This window comes from Herbidospora solisilvae, assembly GCF_009901565.1.
GTDB lineage: Bacteria > Actinomycetota > Actinomycetes > Streptosporangiales > Streptosporangiaceae > Herbidospora > Herbidospora solisilvae.
The window spans coordinates 46,003-68,498 of the sequence record NZ_WXEW01000007.1 but is presented as its reverse complement, the minus strand read 5'-3'; the positions used below and the strand labels follow the sequence as shown (position 1 = coordinate 68,498).

General features: G+C 70.2%; 18 protein-coding genes. 10 read left to right on the top strand and 8 right to left on the bottom strand.

Features of this window, described 5'->3' with window-relative positions; genetic code table 11:
• Positions 1-172: 172 nt before the first annotated feature.
• The 6 genes from GT755_RS23470 (at position 173) to sppA (ending at position 11,032) form a co-directional block, all read left to right on the top strand.
• Complete coding sequence (locus GT755_RS23470) at positions 173-2,254, top strand: alpha-1,4-glucan--maltose-1-phosphate maltosyltransferase (RefSeq protein WP_161481816.1); 2,082 nt, start codon at positions 173-175, stop codon at positions 2,252-2,254.
• Positions 2,255-2,287: 33 nt separating this feature from the next.
• The gene (gene treS / locus GT755_RS23465) at positions 2,288-4,021 is read left to right on the top strand and encodes a maltose alpha-D-glucosyltransferase (protein WP_161481815.1); all 1,734 of its coding nucleotides are present in this window, start codon (positions 2,288-2,290) and stop codon (positions 4,019-4,021) included.
• Positions 4,022-4,024: 3 nt separating this feature from the next.
• The gene (locus tag GT755_RS23460) at positions 4,025-5,374 is read left to right on the top strand and encodes a maltokinase N-terminal cap-like domain-containing protein (protein WP_161481814.1); all 1,350 of its coding nucleotides are present in this window, start codon (positions 4,025-4,027) and stop codon (positions 5,372-5,374) included.
• 12 nt (positions 5,375-5,386) lie between these two features.
• The gene (gene glgB, locus GT755_RS23455) at positions 5,387-7,531 is read left to right on the top strand and encodes a 1,4-alpha-glucan branching protein GlgB (protein WP_161481813.1); all 2,145 of its coding nucleotides are present in this window, start codon (positions 5,387-5,389) and stop codon (positions 7,529-7,531) included.
• Positions 7,532-7,678: 147 nt separating this feature from the next.
• Positions 7,679-9,277: a glycosyl hydrolase family 18 protein gene (locus tag GT755_RS23450; RefSeq protein WP_202610441.1), complete on the top strand. Its 1,599-nt coding sequence runs from the start codon at positions 7,679-7,681 to the stop codon at positions 9,275-9,277.
• 66 nt (positions 9,278-9,343) lie between these two features.
• Positions 9,344-11,032 (top strand): signal peptide peptidase SppA, encoded by a 1,689-nt coding sequence (gene sppA / locus GT755_RS23445; protein ID WP_161481812.1) that lies wholly within the window; start codon positions 9,344-9,346, stop codon positions 11,030-11,032.
• Here sppA and GT755_RS23440 read toward each other — a convergent pair.
• From GT755_RS23440 to GT755_RS23420, 5 genes are read right to left on the bottom strand one after another with little or no spacing between them, the layout of a single operon-like run.
• Entirely contained in the window at positions 11,029-11,529 is a 501-nt protein-coding gene (locus tag GT755_RS23440; protein ID WP_161481811.1) for a flavin reductase family protein, read from the bottom strand. The genes sppA and GT755_RS23440 overlap by 4 nt on opposite strands.
• Positions 11,529-12,443 carry an ABC transporter substrate-binding protein gene (locus GT755_RS23435; protein ID WP_285587977.1) on the bottom strand — a complete coding sequence of 305 codons (915 nt, stop codon included), beginning with the start codon at positions 12,441-12,443 and terminating at the stop codon, positions 11,529-11,531. The genes GT755_RS23440 and GT755_RS23435 overlap by 1 nt, the downstream gene beginning before the upstream one ends.
• A 36-nt stretch (positions 12,444-12,479) precedes the next feature.
• Positions 12,480-13,142, bottom strand: a complete 663-nt coding sequence (locus GT755_RS23430) for an ABC transporter permease (RefSeq protein WP_161481809.1) — start codon at positions 13,140-13,142, stop codon at positions 12,480-12,482.
• Positions 13,139-13,804: an ABC transporter permease gene (locus GT755_RS23425; protein WP_161481808.1), complete on the bottom strand. Its 666-nt coding sequence runs from the start codon at positions 13,802-13,804 to the stop codon at positions 13,139-13,141. Before GT755_RS23425 ends, GT755_RS23430 begins: the two co-directional genes overlap by 4 nt.
• Positions 13,797-14,750 (bottom strand): ABC transporter ATP-binding protein, encoded by a 954-nt coding sequence (locus tag GT755_RS23420; RefSeq protein ID WP_161481807.1) that lies wholly within the window; start codon positions 14,748-14,750, stop codon positions 13,797-13,799. The genes GT755_RS23425 and GT755_RS23420 overlap by 8 nt, the downstream gene beginning before the upstream one ends.
• 189 nt (positions 14,751-14,939) lie before the next feature.
• Between GT755_RS23420 and GT755_RS23415 the strand changes: the two genes are divergently transcribed.
• Complete coding sequence (locus GT755_RS23415) at positions 14,940-16,418, top strand: RNA polymerase sigma factor (protein ID WP_161481806.1); 1,479 nt, start codon at positions 14,940-14,942, stop codon at positions 16,416-16,418.
• A 56-nt stretch (positions 16,419-16,474) separates the two neighbouring features.
• Here the strand turns inward: GT755_RS23415 and GT755_RS23410 are convergent, their stop codons facing one another.
• From GT755_RS23410 to GT755_RS23400, 3 genes are all read right to left on the bottom strand, one after another.
• Positions 16,475-16,777, bottom strand: a complete 303-nt coding sequence (locus GT755_RS23410; RefSeq protein ID WP_161481805.1) for a hotdog domain-containing protein — start codon at positions 16,775-16,777, stop codon at positions 16,475-16,477.
• Between the two features lie 402 nt (positions 16,778-17,179).
• Entirely contained in the window at positions 17,180-18,334 is a 1,155-nt protein-coding gene (locus GT755_RS23405; protein ID WP_161481804.1) for an acyl-CoA dehydrogenase family protein, read from the bottom strand.
• Positions 18,319-19,311 (bottom strand): acyl-CoA dehydrogenase family protein, encoded by a 993-nt coding sequence (locus GT755_RS23400; RefSeq protein ID WP_161481803.1) that lies wholly within the window; start codon positions 19,309-19,311, stop codon positions 18,319-18,321. The genes GT755_RS23405 and GT755_RS23400 overlap by 16 nt, the downstream gene beginning before the upstream one ends.
• Before the next feature lie 96 nt (positions 19,312-19,407).
• On the opposite strand from GT755_RS23400, the gene GT755_RS23395 reads away from it, so the two are divergent.
• From GT755_RS23395 to GT755_RS23385, 3 genes are all read left to right on the top strand, one after another.
• Positions 19,408-20,025 (top strand): TetR family transcriptional regulator, encoded by a 618-nt coding sequence (locus GT755_RS23395; RefSeq protein ID WP_161481802.1) that lies wholly within the window; start codon positions 19,408-19,410, stop codon positions 20,023-20,025.
• A gap of 19 nt (positions 20,026-20,044) precedes the next feature.
• Positions 20,045-21,160: a steroid 3-ketoacyl-CoA thiolase gene (locus tag GT755_RS23390; protein ID WP_161481801.1), complete on the top strand. Its 1,116-nt coding sequence runs from the start codon at positions 20,045-20,047 to the stop codon at positions 21,158-21,160.
• A 282-nt stretch (positions 21,161-21,442) separates the two neighbouring features.
• Entirely contained in the window at positions 21,443-22,474 is a 1,032-nt protein-coding gene (locus GT755_RS23385) for an MBL fold metallo-hydrolase (protein ID WP_161481800.1), read from the top strand.
• Positions 22,475-22,496: the final 22 nt, after the last annotated feature.

The window sequence follows — 22,496 nt, the reverse complement described above, 5'->3', positions numbered from 1 at the left end:
CGGACTGACTTTCATTCTGGCGGGTAAAGGGGGAGCATTAGGGCAACTCCAGTACGAGCGAGTGGTCCGGTCAGCGGGCTGTGATTCGTGCTGCCTCAAGACAGAGCAAAGATCGACAATTGCCCCGTGGACTCCGGCGGTACCGGGCGTGCCGTCGCTACGTTGAGAAACGATGATCGGAAGAATCCCAATCCAGGACATCCATCCCGTCGTCGACTGCGGGAAGCGACCCGCGAAGGCCGCCGCCGGGGAATCCTTCGAGATCACCGCGACCGTGTTCCGCGAGGGACACGACGCGGTGGCCGCCGGGGTCGTGCTCTTCGATCCCGACGGCGTGCCCGGCCGCCTGAGACCCATGCGGGAGCTCGCGCCCGGCACCGACCGGTGGGGCGTCGACGTCACGCTGCCCGCGGAGGGATTGTGGTCCTACCGTGTCGAGGCCTGGAGCGACCCGATCGCGACCTGGCTGCACGACGCCGGGATCAAGATCCCGCGTGGGCTCGACTCCGATCTGATGTGCGAGGAGGGCGCGCGGCTGTTCGACCGCGCCGCCAAGGCGGTGCGCGCCGCCGACTGCCCGGACGCCCCGCTCAGAGCGCGCAAGACGACCACGAAGGCGAAGCCCAAGGACCCCGTCTGCGGCCACCGGGCCGCGCTGCAGGCGATGGCCGCCCGGCTGCGCGACGACGACGTCGACCCGCGGGCTCGGTTCGCCGCCGCGCAGCTGCCCGAGACGCAGGCCCTGATCGCCGCCCACCCGCTGCGTGAGCTGGTCACCCGGACCGTCCGCCACAAGGTCATGGTCGACCGCAGGCGGGCGCTGTTCGGGTCCTGGTACGAGTTCTTCCCGCGCTCCGAGGGCGCGATCGTCGAAGAGGGCGTCGCCCCCAAGTCGGGCACGTTCAAGACGGCCGAGAAGCGTCTCCCGGCGGTCGCCCAGATGGGCTTCGACGTGGTCTACCTGCCGCCGATCCATCCGATCGGGACGGCGTACCGGAAGGGCCCGAACAACACTCTCACGCCCGAGCCCTACGACCCCGGCAGCCCGTGGGCGATCGGCTCCGACGAGGGCGGGCACGACGCCGTCCACCCCGACCTGGGCACGATCGACGACTTCGACTCCTTCGTGGCGCGCACCCGCGAGCTCGGCATGGAGATCGCGCTCGACCTGGCGCTGCAGTGCTCGCCCGACCACCCGTGGGTCAAGGAGCACCCCGAGTGGTTCAACATCCGGGCCGACGGGAGCATCGCGTACGCGGAGAACCCGCCGAAGAAGTACCAGGACATCTATCCCCTGAACTTCGACAAGGACCCCGAGGGCATCTACCGCGAGGTCCTGCGGGTGGTGCGCCACTGGATGGACCACGGGGTGCGGATCTTCCGGGTCGACAACCCCCACACCAAGCCGGTGGCGTTCTGGGAGCGGCTGCTGCGTGACATCCGCAACACCGACCCCGACGTGCTGTTCCTGGCCGAGGCCTTCACCCGGCCGGCCATGATGCAGACCCTGGGGCGGGTCGGGTTCCACCAGTCGTACACCTACTACACGTGGCGCAACAGCAAGCCGGAGCTCGAGGAGTACCTGACCGAGCTCTCGCGCGAGACGGCCCACTTCATGCGGCCGAACCTGTTCGTCAACACGCCCGACATCCTCCACGAGTACCTGCAGCACGGCGGGCTGCCCGCGTTCAAGATCCGGGCGGTCCTGGCGGCGATGATGTCGCCGACCTGGGGCGTGTACGCAGGTTACGAACTGGGGGAGAACGTCCCGGTACGCCCCGGCAGCGAGGAGTACCTCGACAGCGAGAAGTACCAGTACCGGCCCCGTGACTGGCAGGCGGCCGAACGTGAGGGCTGTAGCCTGGCGCCGTTCATCACGCAGCTGAATTTGTTCAGAAGAGCCCACCCGGCCCTGCAGGAATTGCGTAATCTACGGTTTCACAGCGTCGACCAGCCGGCCGTGATCTGCTTCTCAAAGCGGCTGCCGGGCGCCTACGACACGGCCACACGAAGGCACGCCATAGGCGACGTCGTGCTGACGGTCGTCAATCTTGATCCGCACAACACCCACGAGGGCACCGTCTTCTTGGACATGCCGGCCCTGGGTCTCGACTGGCATGCCGAGTTCGTCGTCGACGACGAGCTGTCGGGCGAGTCGTACCGCTGGCGGCAGGCCAACTACGTGCGTCTCGATCCGCATGTCAATCCTGCACACATCTTCACGCTGCGTCACGGGTCAGCGCACCGCCCTTAGAAACCGCAGCCTGCACAACCGGGGAGTCCACAGGTGAGCGTTACGACACCTCAGCCGAATCCGCAGAGCCAGCACAACCAGCCGGTTCCGAACACCTTCACGCACGAGAAGCCGCGCGACGCCTTCTGGTACAAGCGCGCCGTCTTCTACGAGGTGCTCATCCGCGGGTTCGCCGACTCCAACGGTGACGGCACGGGCGACATCCGGGGGCTCATCGACAAGCTCGACTACCTCGAGTGGCTCGGCGTCGACTGCCTCTGGCTGCTGCCGCTGTACGAGTCGCCGCTGCGTGACGGCGGCTACGACATCGCCGACTTCATGAAGATCCTGCCCGACTTCGGCGACCTCGGCGACTTCATCAAGCTGGTCGACGAGGCGCACAAGCGCGGCATCCGGGTCATCGCCGACCTGGTCATGAACCACACCAGCGACCAGCACCCGTGGTTCCAGGCCAGCCGGCACGACCCGACGGGCCCGTTCGGCGACTTCTACGTCTGGAACGACGACGACGAGCTCTACAAGGACGCCCGGATCATCTTCATCGACACCGAGTCGTCCAACTGGACCTACGACCCGGTCCGCCAGCAGTACTACTGGCACCGGTTCTTCCACCACCAGCCCGACCTGAACTACGAGAACCCGGCCGTGCAGGAGGCGATGCTGGAGGTCCTGCGCTTCTGGCTCGACCTGGGCATCGACGGCTTCCGCATGGACGCCATCCCCTACCTGTTCGAGACCGACGGCACCAACTGCGAGAACCTGCCGCAGACCCACGCCTACCTGAAGCGGGTCCGGGCCGAGATCGACCGGCTCTACCCCGACCGGGTGCTGCTGGCCGAGGCCAACCAGTGGCCGAGCGACGTGGTGGAGTACTTCGGCGACCCGGTCACCGGCGGCGACGAGTGCCACATGGCGTTCCACTTCCCGCTGATGCCGCGCATCTTCATGGCGGTCCGCCGCGAGTCCCGCTACCCGATCTCCGAGATCCTGGCCCAGACGCCGAAGATCCCGGAGAACTGCCAGTGGGGCATCTTCCTGCGCAACCACGACGAGCTGACGCTCGAGATGGTCACCGACGAAGAGCGCGACTACATGTACTCCGAGTACGCCAAGGACCCGCGCATGCGCGCCAACGTCGGCATCCGCCGCCGCCTGGCGCCGCTGCTCGACAACGACCGCAACCAGATCGAGCTGTTCACCGCGCTGCTCATGTCGCTGCCGGGCTCCCCGGTGCTCTACTACGGCGACGAGATCGGCATGGGCGACAACATCTGGCTGGGCGACCGCGACGGCGTGCGCACCCCCATGCAGTGGACGCCCGACCGGAACGCCGGGTTCTCCGACTGCGACCCGGGCCGCCTCTACCTGCCGGTGATCATGGACCCGATCTACGGCTACCAGGCGATCAACGTCGAGGCGCAGCAGAAGCACTCCGGTTCGCTGCTCCACTTCACCAAGCGGATGATCGAGATCCGCAAGCGCCACCCCGTCTTCGGGCTGGGCGACTTCACCGAGCTCAACTCCTCGAACCCGAGTGTGCTGGCGTTCGTCCGGGAACTGGGCGACGACCGGGTGCTCTGCGTCAACAACCTGTCGCGGTTCCCCCAGCCGGTGGAGCTGGATCTGCGGCGGTTCGAGGGGGTTTCACCCATCGAGGCGACGGGTAACGTCCCGTTCCCCCCGATTGGCGAACTTCCGTATCTTTTGACGCTCCCGGGGCATGGGTTCTATTGGTTCACCATCCCGCCGTCGTCCCGGGAGGAATAGAAAGTGCTTGCCGAGCTCCTTACCGGATGGATCGCCGATCAACGATGGTTCGCCGGTAAGGGGCGGCCGATCGACGATCTGTCGATCGAGTCCACCGTCCCGCTCATGGACGGCGACCCCGCCCTGGCCCATCTGATCGTCAAGGTGGTCCAGGGCGACCGCACGACCCGATACCAGCTCCTGCTGGGGCTGCGCGACGGGCTGAGCAGCAGGCTCCGGCACGTCTTCATCGGCCGCTGCGAGTGGGACGGCCGTGAACGCGACGTGTACGACGCCGCCCACGACGCCGAACTCATGGGCCGGCTGCTCCACGGCATCGCCCGCGACGCGACCGTCGGCCCGCTGAGCTTCCACCGGGCGCCCGAGGCGGAGATCGACACCTCCCAGCGCAGCCTGGTGATGACCGCCGAACAGTCGAACACCTCGATCGTCTTCGGCGACCAGTACATCCTCAAGATGTTCCGCGTGGTCATCCCGGGGATGAACCCCGAGCTGGAGATCGTCCGGGCGCTGGCCGACGAGGGCTCCCACCACGTGGCCCGGCCCTTCGGCTGGGTCGAGGGCACGATCGACGGCGAGACCACCACCCTGGCGATCATGCAGGCGTTCCTCGGGGGCGCCAGCGAGGGCTGGGCGATGGCGCTGACCAGCGTCCGCGATCTCTACGCCACCCCGCGCGAGGTGTCGGCGGGCGACGCCGGGGGCGACTTCGCCGCCGAGGCCGAACGGCTCGGCGTCGCCACCGCCGAGGTCCACCGCGAGATGCGGGAGGCCTTCGGGTACGACGCCCTCGACCCCGACGAGATCCACTCGATGGCCGAGTTGTACCTCGCCCAGCTGGAGCGGGCGGTCGCGGAGGTCCCGGCGCTGGCCGACCACGCCGACGTGGCCCGGGAGGCCTACGACCTGCTGGCCTCGATCGACGAGCCGGTCCTGGTGCAGCGGGTGCACGGCGACTACCACCTCGGCCAGGTCATGCGGACCTACGACGACTGGATCGTGCTGGACTTCGAGGGTGAACCGGGGCAGCCGCTGGCCGAGCGCCGCGCGCTCCACTCGCCGCTGCGGGACGTCGCGGGCATGCTGCGCTCCTTCGAGTACGCCGCCCGCCACCTGCTGGCCGACCACCCCGACGCGGAGACGCTGGAAGACCGGGCTGAGGAGTGGGCGGTGCGCAACCGGGCCGCCTTCCTGTCCGGGTACACGAGGTCGGGCGGCGAGCTGCGCCCCGCCGACGTCGTGATGATGCGCGCGCTGGAACTCGCCAAGGCCGTCTACGAGGTGGTCTACGAAGCGCGCAACCGGCCGTCCTGGCTGCCGATCCCCCTGGCGGCGTTCACCACGAAACACTGAGAGTTGGCATAGATGAGGAACGACTTGGACCGTCTCGCCGGCGGCGCCCACCACGACCCCCACTCGATCCTGGGCGCCCATCTGACGGGCGAGGGCGTGGTCATCCGGGTGCTGCGGCCGTTCGCGGAGACGGTCGAGGCGCTGGTCGACGGGGAGGCCCACGCCCTGGCGCACGTCGAGTTCGGCGTCTTCGAAGTCCTCCTGCCGGGCCTGGACAAGATCCCTGCCTACCGGCTGCGGGTGAAGTACGAGGGCGGCGAGCCGATCGAGGCCGGCGACCCCTACCGCCACTGGCCGACGCTCGGCGAGGTCGACCTGCACCTGATCGGCGAGGGCCGCCACGAGCGCCTGTGGGAGGTGCTCGGCGCGCGGGTGCTGACCCACGAGGACGAACCCGGCACCGCCTTCGCGGTGTGGGCGCCCAACGCGCTGGGCGTACGGGTGATCGGCGACTTCAACCACTGGAACGGCGGCGGCCACCCGATGCGGTCGCTGGGCTCGGCCGGGGTGTGGGAGCTGTTCATCCCCGGCGTGGGGGCCGGCACCCGCTACAAGTTCGAGATCCTGGGCGTCGACGGGGTGTGGCGGGGCAAGGCCGACCCGATGGCGCGGCGCACCGAGGTGCCGCCGCTGACCGCCTCGGTCGTCGACGAGTCGTCCTACACCTGGAACGACGAGGAGTGGATGGCCGCCCGCGCGGGCCGCGACGCGCTCAAGGAGCCGATGTCGACCTACGAGGTGCACCTGGGCTCCTGGCGCCCGGGGTTGTCCTACCTCGAACTGGCCGACCAGCTGACCGCGTACGTGACCGAGATGGGGTTCACCCACGTCGAGTTCATGCCGGTCGCCGAGCACCCGTTCGGCGGGTCGTGGGGTTACCAGGTCACCTCCTACTACGCGCCGACCTCCCGGTTCGGCTCCCCCGACGAGTTCCGCGCCCTGGTCGACGCGCTGCACCAGGCGGGCGTCGGGGTCATCGTCGACTGGGTGCCGGCCCACTTCCCGATGGACGAGTGGGCCCTGGCGCGCTTCGACGGCACTCCCCTGTACGAGCACGCCGACCCCCACCGCGGCGAGCACCCCGACTGGGGCACCTACGTGTTCGACTTCGGCCGCCGCGAGGTGAAGAACTTCCTGGTCGCCAACGCGGTCTACTGGTTGCGCGAGTTCCACATCGACGGCCTGCGCGTCGACGCCGTGGCCTCGATGCTCTACCTCGACTACTCCCGCCGCGACGGCGAGTGGACCCCCAACCAGTTCGGCGGCCGCGAGAACCTCGACGCGATCGAGTTCCTCAAGGAGATGAACGCCGTCGCCTACCGCGAGGCCCCCGGCATCGTCACGATCGCCGAGGAGTCGACGGCCTGGCCCGGCGTCTCGCGGCCGGTCCACCTGGGCGGCCTGGGCTTCGGCTTCAAGTGGAACATGGGCTGGATGCACGACACCCTGGCCTACCTCGCCCACGAGCCGGTCTTCCGCCAGTACCACCATCACCAGCTCACGTTCTCGCTGATGTACGCCTACTCCGAGAACTTCGTGCTGCCGCTGTCGCACGACGAGGTCGTCCACCTGAAGGGCTCGCTGCTGGGCAAGATGCCCGGCGACGAGTGGCAGCGCTTCGCCAACCTGCGTGCCCTCTACGCCTTCATGTGGGCCCACCCGGGCAAGCAGCTGCTGTTCATGGGCGGGGAGTTCGGCCAGGGCGGCGAGTGGTCGGAGTCGAAGGGGCTCGACTGGTGGGTGCTCGACTTCGACTTCCACCAGGGCGTGCAGCGGCTCGTACGCGACCTGAACGGCGTCTACAAGGACACCCCGGCGCTCTACACCCAAGATGACACCCCCGACGGGTTCCGCTGGATCGACGCCGACGACTTCTCGGGGAACGTGTTCTCGTTCGTCCGCTACGGCACCGACGGCTCGGCGCTGGCCTGCGTGACCAACTTCTCCGGCGGTCCTCACGAGGACTACCGCCTGGGCCTGCCCGAGGGCGGCACCTGGACCGAGGTGCTCAACACCGACGCCTACGAGTACGCCGGCAGCGGCGTCGGCAACCTGGGCGGCGTGGTGGCGACCGAGGCGGAGCACCACGGGCTGCCCTATTCGGTCCGGCTGCGGGTGCCTCCGCTGGGCACCGTCTGGTTGCGTAAGGAAGCTTGACAGGGGCCCCTCCGGGGGCCCTTTCTTATGGGAACCTTAAGCGCAGATTAACCCCCTTACGGAGGAGTTGACCCCCGTCAGACCATGGTCCTAATCTCGGGCTACTAATAGGAAACTTTCCTAAGAATTACCCCCCGGGAGCGTTCCTTGCGACGTATCACCATCGGCTCGCTGATCGCCGCGGCGGCGCTGCTCGTGCCGTTCGGCTTCGGCCAGGCCGCCGCCGCCACTCCTGCCACCGCCACGTACGCCGTCGACCAGGACTGGGGCACCGGCTTCCAGGGCAAGGTCACCGTGAAGGCGGGCGACACGGCCCTGCCCACATGGACGGTCGAGTTCGACGTGCCGGGCACCACCACCATCAGCTCGGCCTGGGACGCCGACATGGTGAAGTCGGGCAACCACTACACCTTCACCAAGAAGGGCTGGGCCGGCCCGCTCGCCGCCGGGACCTCGGTCAGCTTCGGCTTCATCGGCGCCCCGGGCGGCCTGTCGGCGGTCCAGAACTGCAAGCTCAACGGCGCCCCCTGCACGGGCGGCCCGGTGAACCCGTCGCCGTCGCCGTCGGCCTCCCCCACCGCCTCCCCCTCGCCGACGCCCACGGTCACCCCGACGGTCACTCCCCCGCCGGGCGGCAAGAAGGTCATCGGCTACTTCACCAACTGGGGCGTCTACGGCCGCCAGTTCTACGTGAAGAACCTGCACACCAGCGGCTCCGCCGCGAAGCTGACCCACATCCTGTACGCCTTCGGCAACGTCCAGAACGGCCAGTGCACGATCTCCGACAGCTACGCCGACTACGACATGGCCTACACCGCGGCCAACTCCGTCGACGGCGTCGCCGACACCTGGGACCAGCCGCTGCGCGGCAACTTCAACCAGCTCCGCAAGCTCAAGGCGATGTACCCGGGCCTGAAGGTGATCTTCAGCATCGGCGGCTGGACCTACTCGGGCGGCTTCACCCAGGCCGCCGCGAACCCGACCGCGTTCGCCAACTCCTGCTACAACATGGTCGAGGACCCGCGCTGGGCCGACGTCTTCGACGGCATCGACATCGACTGGGAGTACCCCAACGCCTGCGGCCTGTCCTGTGACGCCTCCGGCTTCTCCTCCTTCAAGAACGTCATGCAGGCCCTGCGCGCCAAGTTCGGCCCCAACGCCCTGGTCACCGCCGCCATCACCGCCGACGGCACCAACGGCGGCAAGATCGACGCCGCCGACTACGGAGGCGCGGCCCAGTACGTCGACTTCTACATGCCGATGACCTACGACTACTTCGGCGCGTTCGCCGCGCAGGGCCCGACCGCCCCGCACTCGCCGCTGACGAGCTACACCGGCATCCCGACCGCCGGTTTCTACAGCGACCTGGCGATCCAGAAGCTCAAGTCGAAGGGCATCCCGGCCTCCAAGCTGCTGCTCGGCATCGGCTTCTACGGCCGCGGCTGGACCGGCGTCACCCAGTCGGCCCCCGGCGGCTCGGCCACCGGCGCGGCGCCGGGCACCTACGAGGCCGGCATCGAGGACTACAAGGTCCTCAAGACCCGCTGCCCGGCCACCGGCACGGTCGGCGGCACCGCCTACGCCCACTGCGGCAACCAGTGGTGGAGCTACGACACCCCCGCCACCATCGCCGGGAAGATGACCTACGCCAAGAACCAGGGCCTGGCCGGCGCCTTCTTCTGGGAGACCAGCGGCGACACCGCCAACGGCGAGCTGATCACCGCGATGAGCAACGGTCTCAAGTAGCCGTCCTCTGACGGCTGAACGGCTCCGCGCCCTGTGCGCGGGGCCGTTTCGCTTAGTGTGGGGCTCATGGACGCGACCAAGACGATCATCGAGGCCGTCGGCAAGATGCGGCAGCGCCGGACCTCCCCGCTGATGCTGGAGCTCGACCTGACCGAAGGTCTGACCGACGCTCCGCCCGCCGACCCCGTGTCGGCCTTGTTGTCGATGCGCCGGGCCCGGCTGAGCGACGTCATCGGCGGCCTGCGGCGGGCCCGCCGCGACCCCCGGGTGAAGGGCCTGATCGTCAAGATCGGCGGCCATCCCCTCGGGCTCGCCATGGTCCAGGAGATCCGCAACGCGGTCGTGCACTTCCGCGCCGCCGGGAAGCTCACCGTGGCCTGGGCCGACACCTACGGCGAGGTCGCCAACGGCACCGTGCCCTACTACCTGGCCAGCGCCTTCGAGAAGGTCTACCTCCAGCCGTCGGGCGACGTCGGGCTGACCGGCGTCGCGATCGAGCAGCGTTTCCTCAAGGGCGCGCTCGGCAAGCTCGACGTCGACTACCAGGTGGGCCAGCGCCACCAGTACAAGACCGCCGCCAACATGTTCACCCAAGACCACATGACCGACGCCCACAAGGAGATGACCGGGCGGCTGGCCGAGTCGCTGACCGAGCAGCTCGTGGCCGGCATCGCCGAGGGCCGCGGCCTCGAACCCAAGCGGGTGCGCGAACTCATCGACCAAGGCCCGTTCTACGGCCAGGAGGCCGTCGCGGCCGGTCTGGTCGACGGGCTGAAGTACCGCGACGAGGTCTACGCCGACCACGTACCGGAAGACTCCCTGCTCCTGTACGTCGCCCGCTACGCGAAGACCGCCCTGCCCAAGATGCCCCACCCGGGTGAGCAGGTCGTCGCGCTGGTCCACGGCCACGGCGCGATCCGGCTGGGCCGCAGCGGCCGCTCGCCCCTGGGCGGCGGCAGCGCGATGGGCTCCGACACCATCAGCGCGGCGATCCGCGCGGCCCGCCGCGACGACAAGGTGCGCGCGATCGTGTTCCGGGTCGACAGCCCCGGCGGCTCCTACACCGCCTCCGACTCGATCTGGCGCGAGGTCATCCTGGCCAAGCGGGCGGGCAAGCCGGTCATCGTGTCGATGGGCGACGTCGCCGCCTCGGGCGGCTACTTCGTCTCGATGGCCGCCGACGTCATCTACGCCCAGCCCGGCACCCTCACCGGTTCGATCGGCGTGTTCGGCGGCAAGGCGGTGCTCGGCGGGCTGCTCGGCCGGCTCGGCATCTCCACCGAGATCGTCGCCGAGGGCGCCAACGCGGGCATGTTCTCCTCCACCCGGCCGTTCTCCGACTCCCAGTGGGCCCGCGTCAACACCTGGCTCGACCGCGTCTACGACGACTTCGTCGACAAGGTCGCGCAGGGCCGCGGCATGGAGCGTGAGAAGGCCGAGTCGCTGGCCCGGGGCCGCGTCTGGACCGGCGCCGACGCCCGCGACAACGGGCTGGTCGACGAGCTCGGCGGAATCGAGGACGCGCTGGCCGAGGCGCGCAAGCGGGCCGGGCTGGCGGCCGACGCGCCGGTGCGGTCCTACCCGAAGATCAACCCGCTGGAGCGGCTGATGCCGGCCGAGTCGAGCGAGGACAAGACGGCCGCGACGGCGCGGGTCCGTCTTGAGGCGTGGGGGCCGCTGGCGGCGTTCGCCGCCGAGCTGGGCCTGCCCGCCGCCGGGCCGCTGGTGCTGCCCGGCCAGTGGGTGATCCGCTAGCCCCCGACCGGCCGGTAACGGCCACGCAGCCGGGTGAGCGGCGGCCTGGCCGCGTCGACGTAGTCGACCGCCGTCACCTGGGCGACGAACAACATGTGGTCGCCGGCCGGGACGACCGTCATGGTCTCGGCCTCCAGGGCGGCCACCCCGCCCTCGACGATGAGCGCCTCCGACTGGGCGCCGCGGTGGTGGGCCACCGAGGCGAGCAGCAGGCGGGCGCCGGGGCGGCCCGGGGTGGCGAAGCGCGAGGCGATGGCCTGCTGGCCGTCGGCGAGCAGCGTCGCGGCCCACCGGTCGCGCCGCAGCAGCAGCTCGGTCAGGTAGGCGCCGTTGGCGAGGCTGATCAGCACGGTCGGCGGCGTGGCCGAGACCGACAGCAGGCTGGTGACGGTGTTGCCGACGTCGTCGCGGTCGTCTTTCACCGTGACGACCGCGACCCCGGCGGCGAGCTGGGCCATCGCCTCGACGAACAGCGCGCCCGCCGCCGGGGTCGTCATCAGAGCAAACCGTTCTTGGTCAGCCAGTCTTTGGCGACCACCGGCGGGTCGGCCTTGTCGACCGCGACCTGCTTCATCAGTTCGAGCAGGCCTTCGGTGGTGAGCTTGGCCGAGACGGCGTCGAGCGTGGTCTTGACCGTGTCGTCGGCCCCGGCCTTGAACACCAGCGGCGCGATGTTGTCGGCGGCGAAGGCGTTCTTGTTGTCCTGGAGCGAGACCAGGTCGTTGAGCAGGATCTTCGGGTCGGTGGTGAACACGTTGCCGACCTGGATGGTGCCGCTCTTGATGGCGTCGGCCGTGGTCTCGGCCGTGGGCTCCCACGACTTGAACTCCAGGCCGTAGGTGTTCTTGAAGTTCTCCTCCTGGCGCTCCTTGAACTCCGGCGGGCCGCCGACCACGAGGTCCTTGGAGATCTTCGCCAGATCTTCGATCGTCGTCAGGCTCTTCTCGGCCGCGAACGCCTTGGTGACCGTGAGGGAGTTGCCGTCCTGCGCGGCGGCCGGGGTGAGGATCTCGACCTCCGGCGGCAGCTTGGCCTTCAGCCCGGCCACCACGTCGTCGGTCGACTTGGCGGTGGCGGCGGGGTCGACGAAGGCCAGCAGCGAGCCGACGTACTCGGGCAGCACCGTCAGGCCGCCGCTCTTGATCTGGTCGAAGACGACCTCGCGGGAGCCGATGTTGGGCTTCTCCTCGACGGTGACGCCCTTGGCCTGCAGGGCCTGCGCGTAGATCGAGCCCAGCAGCACGCTCTCGGGGAAGTTGAAGGAGCCGACGACGACCGTCGAGGCCGCGGCGGAGCCCCCCGAGGCGGCGGGGGCGGACGGGGTGGCCTGCGCCAACGGGTCGCCGCCACCTCCTCCGCAGGCGGATAGGGCGAACACCGCGGCGAGCGCGGTGACGAGTGCTCGTTTCACGTACATTCCCTTCAAAATCGGGGGGATAGGTCGAGATTAGCGGACCTGCCGCACCCCCGGCGAGACGATTACCCGGTTGAGCAGCGTGAACCCGGTCTGCACCGCCAGCGCGAGCAGGACGACCAGCACCGCTCCCCCGAACACTTCGGCGTAGTTCTTCGTCGCCAGCCCGTCGATGATGTACCTCCCCAGCCCGCCGAGCCCGACGTAGGCCGCCACGGTCGCCGTCGCCACCACGGTGATGGCCGACAGCCGCAGACCCAGCAGGATCAACGGCAGCGCAACAGGCAGCAACGCCCGGAACAGCACCTGACTTCCCCGCAGGCCCATCCCGTATGCGGCGTCGCGCAGATCGGGGTCGGCGCCCCGGATGCCCTCGTAGGTGTTGACCAGGATCGGCGGGATCGCGAGGGCGATCAGCGGGATCAGCACCGGCCAGAGCGTGCCGACGCCGATGAGCAGCACCACCAGCACCAGCAGGCCCAGCGTGGGCAGCGCGCGGGCCGCGTTGGCCGACACCACGACGATGACCGCGCCCCGGCCGGTGTGCCCGATGAACAGTCCGAGCGGGATCGCGATCAGCGCGGCGATGGCGAAGGCCAGGAAGGAGTATTCGAGGTGCTGGAGCAGCCGCAGCGGGATGGCGTCGTCGCCCGACCAGTATTCGGCGCTGCCGAAGAACTCGATGAGCCAGTTCACGCCCGCCTCCTCGCCCACGGCGTCAGCAGGCGCTGGGCCGCGATGATGACCAGGTCGGCGACCAGGGCCAGCGCGACCACGAGCACGATCCCGACCACGATCGGGGTGTAGAACTGCCGCTGCCAGCCGTCGATGAACAGGTAACCGAGCCCGCCCTGCCCGATGAGCGCGCCCACGCTGACCAGCGAGATGCTCGACACGGCCGCGACCCGCAGCCCGGCCAGGACGACCGGCACCGCGATGGGCAGCTCCACGGAGACCAGCCGCCGGTAGGGCTGGAAGCCCATGGCGACGGCCGACTGGCGCACGTGGTCGGGCACCGACCGCATGCCGTCGACCACGGCCGGGATGAGCACGGCCAGGGAGAACAGGGTCAGCGGGATGATGACGGTCGTCTGCGTCAGCCCGGTGACCGACAGCAGGATCGAGAACAGCGCCAGCGAGGGCAGCGAGTAGACGACGTTCATGATCCCGACGGTCGGCTGGTAGAGCCACCGGTAGCGGGCGCAGGCCAGGCCGAGCGGGATCGCGATCAGCAACCCGGCGACGACCGGCACGAACGCCATCACGATGTGGTTCTCCAGCAGGACCTTCACCGAGGTGGGCCCGCCGTTGTCCCAGTTGCGGGCGATCCAGTCCCAGCGGACGAGTGGCTCATCCACGGGCCGCCCCCACGAGCGCGGCCTGGCCGACCACCCCGAGCACCCGCCCGTCGTCGTCGACCGCCACCGCCAGCCCGTCGGGCGACAGCAGGGCCGCGTCGAGCGCGGCTCGCAGGGAGTCTCTCGCCGGGTTGAAGGTCCCGTGACCCTCGGGCGTCACGCCCTCGGGCGCCGGGTCGAGCGCCAGGTCCTTCGCCGGGACGAAGCCGAGCCGCCGGATGCCCCGGTCGCGGCCGAGGAATTCGCGCACGAAGTCGTCGGCCGGGCCGCTCAGCAGGTCGGCGGGCGCGGCGATCTGGGCCAGCTTCCCGCCCACCCGCAGCACCGCGACGGTGTCGCCGAGCTTGACCGCCTCGTCGATGTCGTGGGTGACGAACACGATCGTCTTGTGCAGCTCGGACTGCAGCCGGAGCAGCTCCTCCTGGAGCGAGGCGCGCACGATCGGGTCGACGGCGCTGAAGGGCTCGTCCATCAGCAGCACCGGCGGGTCGGCGGCCAGCGCGCGGGCCACCCCGACCCGCTGCTGCTGGCCGCCGGAGAGCTGGAAGGGGTAGCGGCGGGCCATCTTGGGGTCGAGGCCGACACGTTCGAGCAGTTCCATCGCGCGGTCGCGGGCCTTCTTCTTGTCCCAGCCGAGCAGCAGCGGCACCGTGGCGACGTTGTCGACGATGCGGCGGTGGGGGAACAGGCCGGCCTGCTGGATGACGTAGCCGATGCCGCGGCGCAGGGTGGCCGGGTCGACGGTGGTGACGTCCTTGCCGTCGAGGAGGACGCGGCCCTGCGACGGGTCGATCATCCGGTTGATCATCCGCAGGGAGGTGGTCTTCCCGCAGCCCGAGGGGCCGACGAAGACCGTGATGGCGCCGGTCGGCACCTCCAGGGAGAGGTCGTCCACCGCGACCGTCCCGTCGGCGTAGCGTTTCGTGACGCCGTCAAAAGTGATCACTGGTGACCTCTGTCCACAGGGTGTCGATCTCCGCGGGCCAGCCTACGAGGGCTTTGTTACATTCCGAAATGATCAATGGTCACTGCCCAGAAGAATATGAATCAAAAGCCCACTAATTAGTGCGCTCCAGCCTCGGTGGCGGCATGATTGACGTACGATCCCTCCACTTCAACACCAGGGGTACCGGCCGTGACAACACCGCTCACGGGTCAGCGTTCCAGGAGCGACCTGATCGCCGAGCTCTACGAGCGTCACGCCGCCGGGCTGTTCGCCTACTGCCACGACCAGCTGGGTGAGACGGCCTCGGCCGCCGACGCCCTGGTCGCCGTGCTCACGGGCGTCCCGCCGACGGATCCGCCTCGCGCGGCGCTCTTCTCCCTCGCCCGGCGCGAGATCTACCGCCGCGACGTCAGCTACGCGATGCCCGCCGTCGACTCCATCGCCGACCCGGCGACCGCGCTCATCGAGCGCGTCTTCCGCGACATCCGGCCCCACCAGCGCGAGGTCCTGCTGCTGTCGGCCCACTGCGGGCTCAGCTCCGCCGAGCTCGCCTTAGTCCTCGACGTCGCCGCCGACACCGCGGAAGAGCTGGCCACCAGCGCCCGCCACCGGTTCGCCCAGACCCTCGCCACCGCCGTCGCCGCCGCCCGCACCGCGCCGTTCATCGCGCGCGACGTCGAAGAGGTGTACGACGCCATCGGGGTCGCCCCCCTCGAAGACGTGCTGGCCCGGCTCCCCTGGCGCGAGCCGCCTCACGACGTGCTGCGCCGCCTCCACCAGTCGGCCCTCCCTTTCGACCAGGCCCCGCCGATCCGCCGGAAGTCCTCCCTGCCGGTCCGTAAGCTCTGGCCCACCGCGCCCTCGTGGCCGCTGCCGCTGGCGACCGACACCGACCCGGCGACGAACACGACGGTCGTCCCGCTCGACGACCTGACCAACCCGACGAAGAGGGCCGAACGCCGCCGCCGTCACGAGGCGCTGACCGAGCCGATGCCCCGCCTGCGTGGCTCGATCCTGAAGAACATCGGCAACGGCCCGCCGAAGCGCCGCATGAGCATGCCCGCGCCGCAGCCCGCCCCCGCACCGCCAGAGACGGTGGAGGCGGTCGAGGCCGTCGTCGAAGACCAGCTCGAAGCCTTCTCGAAGATGGCGTCGTTCGACGCCTTCACCACCGAGACCGACCACACTCCCGTGGCCGAGCCCGCGAAGACGGAACTTCCCGATTCCGGCGCCCCTGACCTGCCGGCCGCCGGCACCGCGGCGGACACTATGGCGGACACCGCGGCCGACACCGCGGCGAACACCGCGGTGGACGTCGCGCCGGTGACCGAGCCCGAGTCGCCGGGCGAGACCACGATGCCCGACCTGCTGCCGTCCGACCGGCTGGTGTTCTCCCGGCCGATCGCCGAAGACGACGACCTGCCGCAGGGTTCGACCACGATCGACAGGCCCGAAAGCGCCCTGGTCAGGGCCGTTCAGACAGGCTCACTGCCCGAGGCCCCGCTCGACCCGCCCCCGCTGCTGCCCCCGGCCCGCAGTCACGCGGGGCGGCGGGCGCCGAAGGCCAAGCCGGAACGTCACCACGACTGGGCGTGGGAGCTGATCGGCTTCCTGATCTGCCTGGCCATCGCGCTGGCGGTCTTCTTCTCGATGCCACTGCTGGTCTGACGCCCTCGCGAGCCGACTTCAGGTGCGCGTTCCCCGCATGGGGACGCGTCAGGTTTTCACCACGACAGGCGGACCGTGCCGGTCGCGTGCACGCCGTCGGCCGACCGGGCGCAGACCTCGACCGTCACGGTCTCGGTGGTGGCGTTCACCACGACGCCGGTGAGGGTGAGGGTGTCGCCCGCGTCGGCGGGACGGCCGAGCTTCACGTTCATGGCGTGGACGAAGGCGTCGGAGCCGGCCCACCCGGTCACGTAGTTCTCCACCAGGTCCATCGTCGCGATCAGGCTGAGCCGGACGTCGGCGGCCCGCAGGATCAGGCGGGGAAGCCGGGTGCCGGTCTGGATCTGCGGAATTCGCATGGGGCCGCTCCACGGGGCGGGTCGGCAGAAGGCCGCTGACGGTGTGCCGCGCCTGGACGTGTTCAGGGTTCGCATCTCACGGCTCCCGGGATCTCGTCGGCGATCGCCCTACGCCGGTCGCCGCGGCGCGGTTCCGCCGGAGGAGGACGGCACGCCGGGCGGACCGGGTCTGGGCGGAATGTCGCAGGTTTCCGGGCCCGCCGCACCGCTGGGCCCGGAAACTCTCCGCAGGTGAACCCTTCCAGACGGGCCGGGTGTCCGTGTTAGCGGGTTGATCCACCGGTTGGGGTCGGGATTCACCGGGTTGGGGTTTTTCCCCTCGCGGGCGCAACTTCGGCATCCCCCCAGGCTGAGCGAGGTGGGGTATGTCTTTTTTGCGCCTGGAGAAGCTCCATCCGGGCATCAGCGGGGCGGCCGGGGGAGCTGGAGACCCAGCATGGCGATGAGCTCGCGCTGCACCTCGTTGACGCCGCCGCCGAAGGTCAGCACCAGGCCGCCCTTCACCCCCCGGTCGACGCGTTCCATCAGGTCGCGGGTCTCCTCGTCGGCGGGGTCGCCGAAGCGGGCCAGGGTCTCGCCGACGATGCGGCCGACGTCCTGCATGCGCTCGGAGCCGTAGATCTTGGTGGCCGAGGCGTCGGGGGCGCCGAGCCAGCCGAGGTCCATGTTGGCGGCCACCTGCCAGTTGAGCAGTTCGTTGGTCCGGAAGGCGGCGTACACGGAACCCAGGGCCCTTCTGACCGCCGGCTCCTCGATGGCGCCCGAGCGCCGGGCCCAGGCCTTGAAGCGGTCGTAGGTGTGGGCGATGTTGCCGGCCGGTCCGAGGGTCACGCGTTCGTGGTTGAGCTGGTTGACGATCAGGTCCCAGCCCTTGCCGACCTCGCCGACGACCATGTCGGCCGGGACGCGGACGTCGCTGTAGTAGGTGCTGTTGGTGTGGTGGCGGCCGTCCATGGTGATGATCGGGGTCCAGGAGTAGCCCGGGTCCTCCGTCGAGACGATCATCATGGTGATGCCGCGGTGCTTCCTGGTGCTCTGGTCGGTGCGGGCGGCGAGCCAGATGTAGTCGGCGAAGTGGGCGCCCGAGGTGAAGATCTTCTGGCCGTTGACGACGTAGTGGTCGCCGTCGCGGACGGCCGTGGTGGTCAGCGAGGCCAGGTCGGTGCCCGCGCCCGGTTCGCTGTAGCCGATGGCGAAGTGGCATTCGCCCGCCAGGATGCGCGGGAGGAAGAACGCCTTCTGCTCGGGGGTGCCGTACTGCATCAGGGTCGGGCCGACCGTCTGCAGGGTGATGATCGGGTAGGGCACCTCGGCGCGGGCGATCTCGTTGGCGAAGATCTGCTGCTCCAGGGGGCCGTAGCCCCGGCCGCCGAACTCCGTCGGCCAGCCCATCCCGAGCATGCCGTCGCGGCCCAGCCGGCGGCAGTGCTCCATGTAGGCGGCGCCGAACGGGTCGGCCGCGATGTCGGCGCGCTGCTCGGCGGTCAGGCAGGTGGCGAAGTAGCCGCGCAGTTCGTCGCGCAGCGCGCGTTGCGCGTCGGTCAGTTCGACGAACATTCGAGGTCCCCGATCAGGTCGAGTTGCGCCTCGGCGCCGCCGAGGGCGTGCGCGGCGTGCTTGCCCCAGGCGAAGTAGCGGTGCAGCGGATAGGTGACGTCCAGGCCGAGGCCGCCGTGCAGGTGCTGGCAGGTGTAGAGGGCCCGCAGCGCGGAGTCGGCGGTGTGCAGGGCCGCGACGGCCAGGTCGCGGTCGGCGTCGAGCCCGGCCGCGAGCCGGAACACGCCCGACCAGACGGCGACGTCGAGGGCCCTGGCGGCGATGTAGACGTCGGCGATCTGCATGGTGACGGCCTGGAACTCGGCCAGCGCGCGGCCGAACTGGCGGCGCGTCCTGACGTGGTCGGTGGTGATCTTGAGCGCCTGGGCCAGCACTCCGGAGGCGGTGGCGGTGAGCGCGGCGCGGACCAGCAGGCCCAGCTCATGGGCCGCCCCGGCGATCAGCTCTCCCGGGGCGTCGTCGAGGGTCACCACGGTCGTCTGTACGGTCAGGGCCTCCGGACGGACCACGTACACGTCGTCGCCCGCCGCCACCAGGAGACCCGCGGCCTGCGCGGCGTAGGGCACGCCGGCCACCCGCCCGGTGAGCCGTCCGTTCGCGACGGCGACCCGCCCGCCGACGCCGTAGGTGTAGGGCGCGCCGCCCTCCACGACGGAGGCGAGCCGGCCCTTCTGCGCCGCCGACCCGTGGCGGCCGACGGTCAGCCCCGTGACCAGCGCGGGCAGCAGCGGCACGGGCGCGACGTGCGCCCCGACCTCCCGCAGCAGCACCGCCATCTCGACCGGCCCGAGCCCCGCGCCGCCCGACTCCTCGGGCAGGCAGGCCCCGGTCAGCCCCGCGCGGGCCATCGTGGCCCACAGGCGGGCGTCGTAGGGTTCGCCGGTCTTCTCGTGGGCCTCCGGGTCGGCCTCCTTGTCGAGGAGCCCGGCCGCGAGGGTGCGCAACTCCCGTTGCGGCTCGTCGAGATCGAAATCCACCAACCGAAGTTAGAACGGATTCTAGTAAGTGTCCACAACCCCGTGACTGGTGAGTAACCATCCGGCACGGGACCTGGTCAGATAACGTGTTCTGCTATGGAAGCGGTCCAGGACCTCCCGCCCGGCACGGCTCCGGGCCTGCGCACCAAGAGCCAGCTCCAGCGGCGCAGGCGCATCCTCCAAGCCGCCGCGGCCCTGGCGTCCCGCGGCGGGGTCGAGGCGATGCAGATGCGCACGGTCGCCGAACGCGCCGGCGTGGCCCTGGGCACCCTCTACCGCTATTTCCCCTCGAAGATGGACCTCGTGGTCGCCGTGGTCGGCGAGGAACTCGACATGCTGGAGTCGAGCATCGCCCGCCGTCCACCGGCTGCCGCCACCCCCGACGGGCGGGCCGTCGACGTGCTGATGCGGGCGACGCGCGGCCTGATGCGCGAGCCCGAGCTCGCCGACGCGCTGATCAGGGCGCTGATCCTGGCCGACGTCGAACTTCCCTTCGGCGACCGGATGGCCGGGCTGCTGGTCCGGGTGGCGGGCCTGTCCGACGGCCACGCCACCGAGGAGCAGGGAGTCCTGGCGGCCTCGCTCGGCGCGGTGTGGGTGCAGGAGCTCCTGGAGATGCTGCGGGGCCGGCGGACGTACGAGGACATCCAGCGCAGGATCGAGATCGCCGCCTCCCGCCTCCTGGCCGAGTTCCCGGCTTCACGGGTGGAATAGAACGCGTTACAGTTTCGGCATGGGGACGCCGGTGATCGTCGAGGCCGTCCGGTCGCCGATCGGGAGACGCCGCGGCTGGCTGGCCGGAGTCAAGCCACAGGCGCTGCTCGCCGCGACCCTGACCGGCCTGGTCGAGAAGGCGGGCCTCGACCCCCACGCCGTCGAACAGGTCTTCGCCGGCTGCGTCACCCAGGCCGGCGAACAGGGCGGACACGTCGGACGCCACGCGTGGCTCTACGCCGGCCTGCCCTACCAGACCGGCGTGACGACGCTCGACGCGCAGTGCGGCTCGTCACAGCAGGCCGTGCACGTGGTGGCGGCGCTGATCCAGGCCGGCGTGATCGACGTCGGCATCGCGTGCGGCGTCGAGTCGATGAGCCGCCAGCCGCTCGGCTCGAACGTGCTGCCCGCCGACCCCCGCCCCGACGACTGGTCGATCGACCTGCCCGACCAGTTCACCGCCGCCGAACGCATCGCCGCCCGGCGCGGCCTGACCCGCGCCGACCTCGACGCCTTCGGCGCCCGATCCCAGCAGCGTGCGGCCGAAGCGTGGGCCGAGGGACGCTTCGACCGCGAGATCGTCCCGGTGACCGGGGTGACCCGGGACCAGGGCCTGCGGGAGACGACGGCCGAGGGCCTGTCCCGGCTCAGACCCGTCATGGGCGAGCGGGGACTGCACACCGCCGGGACGTCGTCGCAGATCTCCGACGGGGCGGCCGCGGTGCTGCTGATGAGCGAGACGGCGACCGCACGGCACGGTCTGCGCCCGCGCGCACGCATCCTCGCGCAGGCTCTGGTGGGGGCGGAGCCCTATTTCCATCTGGACGGCCCCGTGGACGCGACCACGCGGGTGCTCGACCGGGCCGGGATGGTGATGTCGGATGTCGACCTTTACGAGGTCAACGAGGCTTTCGCGGCCATCGTCCTGTCGTGGGCGTCGGTCCACAAACCCGACTTCTCCCGCCTCAACGTCAACGGCGGGGCCATCGCCCTGGGGCATCCGGTCGGGGCGACGGGGAGCCGGCTCATCACGACGGCGCTGCACGAGCTCGAACGGGCCGACCGGTCGACGGCGCTGGTGACGATGTGCGCGGGCGGCGCCCTCGCGACGGCGACCATCCTCGAACGCGCGTGACCTGTCCCGAAATCGTGAACCGTGGCCTGGACTCACGCGCCTGGAGGGCAGGCCGGTGACCGCGTCCACGCCCCCGCTTGCGGCATTCACCGTGCAGCGCCGCTCCGTAGCGGGGGCCGACTCTGGCGGTGGCGGAGCCTGGTGCGGACTCTCCCCGTCGGCGCCGCATGCCGTCGGCTCCCGCTGTGACGTGGGGCGATGGGATGCAAGGGGAGGGCGAAATGTGGTGGTCATGTTGGTTTGGGACCATGGTCACGGTAACAAGCGCTTGATGGGGGCCGGATGAGTGAGCGGGATGTGCGGACGCGGCGTGCCTACTCGGCCCAGAAGGTCACCGATCTCGGTGACGGGGTGTGGAGTGTGCCGGTGCCGATACCGGGCAATCCGCTCGGCTACACCCTCGTCTACGCCGTCGAGTCGCCCACCGGGCCGGTCCTGATCGACGCCGGGTGGAACCACCCCGAGGCGTTCCAGGCGCTCGAAAGCGGGCTCGGTCAGGCGGGCATCGCGCTCGCCGACGTGCGTGGTGTCGTCGTCACGCACTACCACCCCGACCACGCGGGCCTCGCCGGGCAGGTCAGGGAGGCCTCCGGCGGGTGGATCGCGATGCACGAGGCCGACGCAGAGATGGTGCGCATGTTCCACGACATGGCCGCCGCCGACGACCGGCCCCGGATGCAGCTCGACATGCTGCGCCGGGCGGGCGCCTCGCCCGAGGAGCTCCCCGCCGCCGTCATGGACGCCCCCACGCCGCCCGCGATCCCGGACGTCCATCTGGCCGACGGCGCGCTCGTCGACGTGCCGGGGCGGCGGTTGCGGACGGTCTGGACCCCCGGCCACTCCCCCGGCCACATCTGTCTCCATCTCGAAGACGGTGATCGGGTGTTCACCGGTGACCACGTGCTTCCCGGCATCACTCCCCATATCGGGATGTATCCCTACGATCGCACCGATATCGACCCACTCGGTGAGTTCCTGGCCTCCCTCGGCAAGATCGCCGCGTTCGGTCCGCTGGAGGCCCTTCCCGCCCACGAGTGGACGTTCGCCGACGTCGCCGCCCGCGCCGCGGAGATCGCCGAACACCACGAGGAGAAGCTGACCAAGCTGCTGGCCTCGATGATCGAGGCCGACCGGCCGCTGACGATCTGGACCGCCGCGTCGCTGATGACCTGGAACCGGCGCTGGGAGGACCTGGCCCCCATGCTGCGCGGCATGGCCGCCGGAGAGGCCGCGGCGCACCTGCGGACACTGGAGGTGCGCGGATTGGTCAGGCGCACGGGAGGTGATCCGGTCACGTTCGTCGTACACTCCTAGACATCGGATGTCTGAGGGTGGG

Coding starts and splice junctions, on each gene's coding strand:
- GT755_RS23395 (WP_161481802.1), top strand. CDS start 19,408: ATGGAAGCGGTCCAGGACCTCCCGCCCGGCACGGCTCCGGGCCTGCGC.
- GT755_RS23385 (WP_161481800.1), top strand. CDS start 21,443: ATGAGTGAGCGGGATGTGCGGACGCGGCGTGCCTACTCGGCCCAGAAG.
- GT755_RS23390 (WP_161481801.1), top strand. CDS start 20,045: ATGGGGACGCCGGTGATCGTCGAGGCCGTCCGGTCGCCGATCGGGAGA.
- GT755_RS23410 (WP_161481805.1), bottom strand. CDS start 16,777: ATGCGAATTCCGCAGATCCAGACCGGCACCCGGCTTCCCCGCCTGATC.
- sppA (WP_161481812.1), top strand. CDS start 9,344: ATGGACGCGACCAAGACGATCATCGAGGCCGTCGGCAAGATGCGGCAG.
- GT755_RS23405 (WP_161481804.1), bottom strand. CDS start 18,334: ATGTTCGTCGAACTGACCGACGCGCAACGCGCGCTGCGCGACGAACTG.
- GT755_RS23440 (WP_161481811.1), bottom strand. CDS start 11,529: ATGACGACCCCGGCGGCGGGCGCGCTGTTCGTCGAGGCGATGGCCCAG.
- GT755_RS23470 (WP_161481816.1), top strand. CDS start 173: ATGATCGGAAGAATCCCAATCCAGGACATCCATCCCGTCGTCGACTGC.
- glgB (WP_161481813.1), top strand. CDS start 5,387: ATGAGGAACGACTTGGACCGTCTCGCCGGCGGCGCCCACCACGACCCC.